General features: G+C 67.3%; 8 protein-coding genes. 1 reads left to right on the top strand and 7 read right to left on the bottom strand.

Going from position 1 to position 6,446, the window contains the following annotated elements; genetic code table 11:
• Positions 1 to 401 (bottom strand): lyase family protein (locus tag RMO97_RS12245; RefSeq protein ID WP_310541352.1); only part of this gene is annotated, 401 nt, incomplete at its 3' end.
• A 294-nt stretch (positions 402 to 695) separates the two neighbouring features.
• Positions 696 to 2,204 carry an MFS transporter gene (locus tag RMO97_RS12240; RefSeq protein WP_310541351.1) on the bottom strand — a complete coding sequence of 503 codons (1,509 nt, stop codon included), beginning with the start codon at positions 2,202 to 2,204 and terminating at the stop codon, positions 696 to 698.
• A gap of 167 nt (positions 2,205 to 2,371) precedes the next feature.
• Between RMO97_RS12240 and RMO97_RS12235 the strand changes: the two genes are divergently transcribed.
• Positions 2,372 to 2,623 carry a hypothetical protein gene (locus tag RMO97_RS12235; RefSeq protein ID WP_310541350.1) on the top strand — a complete coding sequence of 84 codons (252 nt, stop codon included), beginning with the start codon at positions 2,372 to 2,374 and terminating at the stop codon, positions 2,621 to 2,623.
• Here RMO97_RS12235 and RMO97_RS12230 read toward each other — a convergent pair.
• The 5 genes from RMO97_RS12230 to RMO97_RS12210 form a co-directional block, all read right to left on the bottom strand.
• The gene (locus tag RMO97_RS12230; protein ID WP_310541349.1) at positions 2,580 to 3,233 is read right to left on the bottom strand and encodes a Crp/Fnr family transcriptional regulator; all 654 of its coding nucleotides are present in this window, start codon (positions 3,231 to 3,233) and stop codon (positions 2,580 to 2,582) included. The genes RMO97_RS12235 and RMO97_RS12230 overlap by 44 nt on opposite strands.
• 459 nt (positions 3,234 to 3,692) lie before the next feature.
• Positions 3,693 to 4,238: a hemerythrin domain-containing protein gene (locus RMO97_RS12225; protein WP_310541348.1), complete on the bottom strand. Its 546-nt coding sequence runs from the start codon at positions 4,236 to 4,238 to the stop codon at positions 3,693 to 3,695.
• Between the two features lie 259 nt (positions 4,239 to 4,497).
• Positions 4,498 to 4,770, bottom strand: coding sequence for a hypothetical protein (locus tag RMO97_RS12220; protein ID WP_310541347.1), 273 nt, complete (start codon positions 4,768 to 4,770; stop codon positions 4,498 to 4,500).
• Positions 4,771 to 4,887: 117 nt separating this feature from the next.
• The gene (locus tag RMO97_RS12215) at positions 4,888 to 5,655 is read right to left on the bottom strand and encodes an SDR family NAD(P)-dependent oxidoreductase (RefSeq protein ID WP_310541346.1); all 768 of its coding nucleotides are present in this window, start codon (positions 5,653 to 5,655) and stop codon (positions 4,888 to 4,890) included.
• A gap of 11 nt (positions 5,656 to 5,666) precedes the next feature.
• Complete coding sequence (locus tag RMO97_RS12210; RefSeq protein ID WP_310541345.1) at positions 5,667 to 6,404, bottom strand: SDR family oxidoreductase; 738 nt, start codon at positions 6,402 to 6,404, stop codon at positions 5,667 to 5,669.
• Between the last annotated feature and the right edge of the window lie 42 nt (positions 6,405 to 6,446).

Below are 6,446 nucleotides of genomic sequence, written 5' to 3'. Positions count from 1 at the left end.
TGCTCGAAGGCGCGGCGCTTGAGCGCGGTCAGCACCATGTCGACGTCGTCGATCAGCAGGTCGGTGGCGCGGCTGAGCTGGACGGCGAGCGCGGTGTCGTTGACGTCGGAGCTGGTCATGCCCTGATGCAGGAAGCGGGCCTCGGGGCCGACGATCTCAGTGACGTGGGTCAGGAAGGCGATGACGTCGTGCTTCACCTCGCGCTCGATCTCGTCGATGCGCTCAGCGTCCCAGACCGCGTCGCGGCCCTTTTCCCAGATGGTGCGGGCGGCCAGCTCGGGGATGACCCCCAGCTGCGCCATCTTGTCGGCGGCGTGGGCCTCGATCTCGAACATGATCTTGAAGCGGGTCTGGGGCGACCAGATGTCGGCGGCTTCCTTGCGGGCGTAGCGGGGGATCATGTCGAGGGCTCCTTACGGAGGCTGATTAGCGCCACCGGCGGAGAATCGCCACCCCAAGCCGGCTTTTCCTGCGGGAGGAAGGCGTTCCAGGCGGCGTCCTCCGGCAGCCGGGCGAAGGATGCCGAAGCGGTTGTTTCCTTCCCCCTCGATGGGGGAAGGGCAGGGATGGGGGTGCGTCAGCCGAGGTGCGGGAAGCCCCAGGTGGGCGCAGCGCCCAATCGTTTCCCTCGCCTGGCGCCCTGCATTCACCCCCACCCAACCCTCCCCCATCGAGGGGGAGGGCTTTCCGGTCGATCAGGCCGCCTCGCCGCGGTCGGTGCGGGCCTTGGCCAGGGCCTTGGTGAGGCCGATGGAGCCCAGCAGGTAGTGGAAGGCGGCCCAGAGGTAGAAGCAGATGGAGACGATGACGCCGGAGCGGGTCGCCTCCACCAGGCTGGCCTTGCACTGGCCGACCAGGGCCAGGCTCGCCCCATCGGGGGCCTTGCCGCCCGGACAGGCGGTGGCGAAGCTGACGGCCCCCAGGTCGCCGCCGAACAGGCCGCCCAGGCCCGCGAGCGTCCCGCCGGCTCCGACGTGGTTGAAGTTGAACTGGGCGAACTGGTCGATGATCCAGCCGGTGAAGGGCGGGCCGCCGCCGAGCGCCAGCAGGTTGAGGAAGAAGAACAACAGGGCCGTAGCCGTGGCCCGCCGGTGCGTCGGCACCATGTTCTGCACCACCCCGAAGGTGGGGCCCAGATAGGTGTAGTGGAAGATGCCCGGAATCAGCAGGATCAGGGCCGCGCTCTGCCACGAAGGCTGCAGATAGGCCGCGACATAGATGGGGGTGGCGATGGCCAGGCCGATGGCCGGCGTCAGGGCGTACCAGCGCGGCGAGCGCTTGCTGAGACGGTCGGTGATGAAGCCCCCCAGCAGGGTGCCGATACCGGCGGAGAAGCCCCCCACCAGGCCGGTGATCAGGCCGACCTGGGCGTAGTCCAGGCCAAAGGCGCGGGTGAAATAGGGCGGCACGAACTGGCCTGAGCCGTAGGAGCCGAAGGAGGCGATGGTGACGCCCAGCACCATGTGCAGGATGGGCCACTTGCCAAACAGGGTGGCCGAGACGGCGGCCAGCTCCTTGAACTCGCCGGCCAGGGAGAATTTGGGGGCCGGCGGCGCGACATCCTCGGGGGAGGCCGGCGCCTGTTCCGGCTCGGAATGGCCCCGCGGCGGCTCCTTGATCACCATCTTCATGATGATGGCGATGATGATGCCCGGCGCGCCGACGATCAGGAAGGCGATGCGCCAGGAGAAGTTCTGCGCCAGCCAGCCGCCGGCCACGGCGCCCAGCATGGTGCCGAGCGGGATGCCGAAGGAATAGATGGAGAGCGCGCTCGCCCGCCGCTTGGGCTCGTAATAGTCGCTGATCAGGGAGTGGGCGGGCGGGGAGAGGCCCGCCTCGCCGAACCCGACGCCGAAGCGGTAGGCGGCCAGCTGGGCGAAGCTGGTGGCGGTGCCGCAGAGCGCAGTGAAGCCCGACCAGATCAGGATGGCGGCGGAGATGATGTTGACACGGTTGAACCGCTCGGCCAGCCGGGCGATCGGGATGCCCAGCAGGGTGTAGAGCAGGGCGAAATAGAGCCCGCCCAGCAGACCCAGCTGGGTGTCGGTGATCTTCAGGTCATCCTTGATGGCCTGGCCGATGGTGGAGATGATCGTCCGGTCGATGAAGTTGAGCGTGTAGGCCGTGACCAGCAGGCCCAGCACCACGCCCTTGTAGCTATCCGAATAGACCGGCTTGCCGCCGGCGTCCGCCGCCGCAGTCATACGCACATCCCCCCATGCACTTTCTTGGCGGGACTTTAGGCGGAGCCGGTGGCCGAGGGGAAGGGGCGCGCGGCGGCTGATGCTCCGCGGGCGATCTGTCGACTATCGGACAGACGGCTGGTCAAGGTTGGTGGTGTGGTGTCGCTTCCCCCCGAGAGACACCCCCCGTGCCCGCCTACATCTTCTATCCCTATCTCGCCGGAGGCTCCGGCCTGACGTTCGAGGCCGTTGAGCTCACGGACGACGCGGCGGCGATGGCTCAGGCGGTGAAGGTTCTGGCGGCGCACAGCAGCGCCGCCGAGGTCGAGATCTGGCGCGACGACGAGTTGATCCATCGCCAACGTCGGGAGGCCGGGCCCCTTGGCGACTCAGGCCTCAGGCCGCGACTTTCAGCAGACGGTCGAAGCGAATCTTGCTGAGGCCGTAGCATTCGCAGGCCTCCCGTTCGAGCCCGGCCCGATCCAGGATGGTGATGGCGCCGCGCCGGTAGTCGATCAGGCCTTCGCGCTTGAAGGCGCTGGCCACCAGGGTGACGGTGGTGCGCTGCACGCCCAGCATGATCGCCAGATATTCCTGGGTCAGGGGCACGACGGGGCCCGACACCCGGTCCTGGGTCATCAGCAGCCAGCGGGCCAGGCGTTGGCCGGCCTCATGCAGGGCGTTGCAGGCCACCGACTGTTGGGCCTGGCTGATATTGGCCTCGATGTGCCGCAGCAGCAGATGCAGGAGAGGCGCGCTTTGGAACGCCCGGTCGCGCAGCTTGGCGGCCGGCAGGCGGATGGCGCCGCCCGCGACCTGGGCGAAGACGCGACTTGAGCTGGGCTCGCCGCTCAGCGACGAGGGGAGGCCGCTGACGCTCTCGAACCCGATGGTGGCGCTTTCAACGCTGCGTCCGTCCCGGGTGGGGGTGACCACTGAGACCACAGCGCTGGAGGGGAAGAAGATCGCCTCGATGGGTTGATCGACCTCGTGCAGCACGTCGCCCGCGGAGAGGGCGGTTTCCGTCAGAAATGGGCCAAGCGCGGCCATGTCGTCGGGCTCTAGCGCCGACAGCAGATAATTTCTAAAATTCACTGAGGTCCAGACCAATCGGTCAAATAAATACGCTGTAACAAGTCGAGTGTGTCACAGATATCGCCATGAGATGGCATATAATTGCTCGACAGTGTTTGTAATATGTCTCTCGGAAATTAGAAAACGACGATGAGTTCAATAGTAAGTATTGTCGAATACGGCCTATGTGTTGTTGGATACATGGAATGATAGATTGCCGAGATTGGGTTTAAGTGCCTGTTTTTTGGGCTCCGCCGAGGTTACGCGGGAGCGGTCGATCCATCTGTAAAGAAACGTAGCCCCTATGGGGGGCAGCCCGGCGGCTGTGGTGCGTCACACAGCAAACCGCCCCAGACGATGCTGGGGCGGCGCGATCTCATCAGTCTTGTGAAGGGCAGGCGCGCCGCGCGTGGGAAAGCGCGCGCGGCGACCTGATCAGTTGGCTTGGGCGGGAGCCAGCTCAGCCATCAGTACTTCCTTGCGGGCGGCCATGCGCTCGCCCATGGCGTCGAGGTCTTCGTCGCCCTTCTTGGCCTGGGAGAACATCCCGCCGGGCTCTTCCTCTTCCTTGACGTGGTGCTTGATGTATTCGCCCAGCACCTTGACCTTGGCGTCATAAAACTGGTCGGACGGCTTCATGGCCTCGATCTCGGCGATCAGCTTCTTGGCGCTGTCGTGTTCGACATAGGCCTCGTCCATGAGGTCGTCTTCCACGTCGCCGCGCTCTTCCGGATAGAAGATCTCTTCCTCGATCTGGGTGTGGACCTTGAGCGCCAGGGCGATCTTGTTGAAAAGGGCCAGCTTCTCGGCGTCCTCTTCCAGCTGCTCGTACTCGTCGAACATGGCGTCCACCTCGCGGTGGTCCTTCTTGAGCAGGCTGATGGCCAGCGGATCGCGGCGGTTGGTGCGGCGCGTGCGGCGCGGCGCGGTCTTCTCGGAAGCGGTCTTCTTGGCCGTGTCGGCCTTCGCGGCGGTCGCCATAACGTCCCTCGTTCCTCTGAGTTTACGGGCGCTGTCGCCCTGAGTCGGAAAACACCCTTTCGAAGGCGCAGTTCCGGCGGATATCCGACAGACAGCTACGAAATGCAGCGCTTGCGAGACGGTCGCAAAAGCGCCCGCGTCGCACGGGGCTTCGCGGGCGTCTCTGAGCTTAGCGGGCGTTGTCGGCGCCCTGGGACTTGCCGGGCTGGATGGCGCCGGTCTCGACGCCGGTCGACCGGCAGGTGTTCCGATCGTGGCGCTAGACCTCGCGGCGAACCGGGAGTTCGGCGAGCGGAGCTTCGTAGGCGAAGTAGCGCCAGGTGCCGACCAGGGCCCGGGTGCGGTCGTGGATCAGGACGCGGGCGTCGCGGCCGGCGGCGGCCAGGCGCTCGGCCAGGGACTTGGCCTTCTCCTCGGCCTTGGCGCCGGAGAGGAACATCAGGGGGGTGTCGTCGAAGGGGGAATGAACCTGCCAGCCGCCGTCCACCGGAACGACCGAGATGCTATGATCAGCCTGCGGTGTCTGGGTCATGACCGTCTCCTCCTACGCCTACTGTACCCGAAATGGTGACGCGTTCGCCCGACACCACACCTGGTCACGCAGCTTTGAGCGGCTGCCCGATCCGGCGGGTGTCAACGATCAGGACCCCTAGGCGTTCCTGGCCATCAGGCCGCCATCGACCGGGATCGTGACGCCCGTGAGGTAGCTGGCGGCGGGCAGGCAGAGGCTCAGCGTCATGTGGGCGACCTCCTCCGGGAGGCCGTAGCGGCCCAGGGCCGTGCGGCGCCTGGCATAGGTCTGGCGCGCCTCGTCGGGAATGGCGTCGGTCATGCCGGTGAGGATGGGCCCGGGGCAGATGCAGTTGACGGTGACGCCCTCGCGGCCGAGTTCGACGGCGAGAGCCCGGGTCAGGCCGGTGACGCCGGCCTTGGCCGCCGCATAGGCGCTGTCGCGGGCGGTGGCGCCCAGGGCCTCTGTCGAGGCGATGTTGACGATGCGCGGCGCGTCGGACTTGCGCAGATGGGGGAGGGCCGCGCGGATCACCCGGTGGTGGGAGGTCAGCAGGACGGAGATCGAACGCTCCCAGACCGCTTCGTAGTTGTCGTCGTCGATGGCCGCGAAGCCCGATATCCCGGCATTGTTGACGAGGCAGTCGAGGCCGCCAAAGCGCGTGGCGATCTCGTCCACCACCTGGACGATGCGGGCGGGATCGGTGACGTCCAGGGCCCAGGCGCGTGCGGACTGACCCAAGGCGGTGATGGCGTCGGCCACGCCTTGGGCGGCCTGGCCATCGCGGTCGGTGACGGCCACGTGGGCGCCCTCGGCGGCGAAGACTCGGGCGGTGGCGGCCCCCATGCCGCCGCCTGCCCCGGTGACGAGGACGACGGAACCCTGGACCGAGCGGCTCAACGGCATCTGGAATTCCTTCAGGAGAGCGAGAGGCCGCCGTCGACGATCAGGGTCTGGCCGTAGACGTAGGAGGCCAGGGGCGAGGCGAGGAACAGGGCCGCGCCCGACATGTCGTCTGGCGTGCCCATGCGGCCGGCGGGGATGGCCCGCAGCGCGCCGGCCAGGCGGTCGGGGTTCTGGGTGGTGACAGCAGTCAGCTTGGTGGCCACCAGGCCCGGCGCCAGGCCGTTCACCCGGATGCCGTCCCGCGCCCAGGCTTCGCCCAGGGTCTTGGTCAGGCTGACGGCGCCCGCCTTGGAGGCGGCATAGGCCGGGTTGCCGCGGTTGGACTGGAAGCCTGACACCGAGCTGACGATGATGATCGAACCCTTGGCCGTCGCCAGCCGGCCGTGGAAGGCGTTGGAGCAGTCCATCAGGCTGTCCAGATTGACCGCCATGACTTGGTCCCAGCCGGCCGGGGCGAACTCCCCGCGTCGGTAGATCACCGTGCCTTGGCACAGGACCAGGACATCGAGCGCCGGGAGCTTGGGGGCCTCGGCGGCGACGGCGGCGCGGTCGGAGACGTCCACGCCCGCATAGGTCAGGCCGGTGAGATCGGAGCCCTCGACGCCGTCATAGTCGGCCGCCTTGGCCCGCGTGCCCCAGACATGGACCGCCGCGCCGCGCTTCCTGAAGCCGTGAGCGATCCCGTTGCCGATCCCGCTCGACCCGCCCACCACGAGGACGGTCTGGCCGGTGAAGTCGAGATCAGACATGGCGAACTCCCTGCTCGGAGATCAGACGTGTCTATCCCTGCG

It is taken from the genome of Phenylobacterium sp. (assembly GCF_031425575.1).
GTDB lineage: Bacteria > Pseudomonadota > Alphaproteobacteria > Caulobacterales > Caulobacteraceae > Phenylobacterium.
This window is presented reverse-complemented; position numbering and strand designations above follow the sequence as displayed.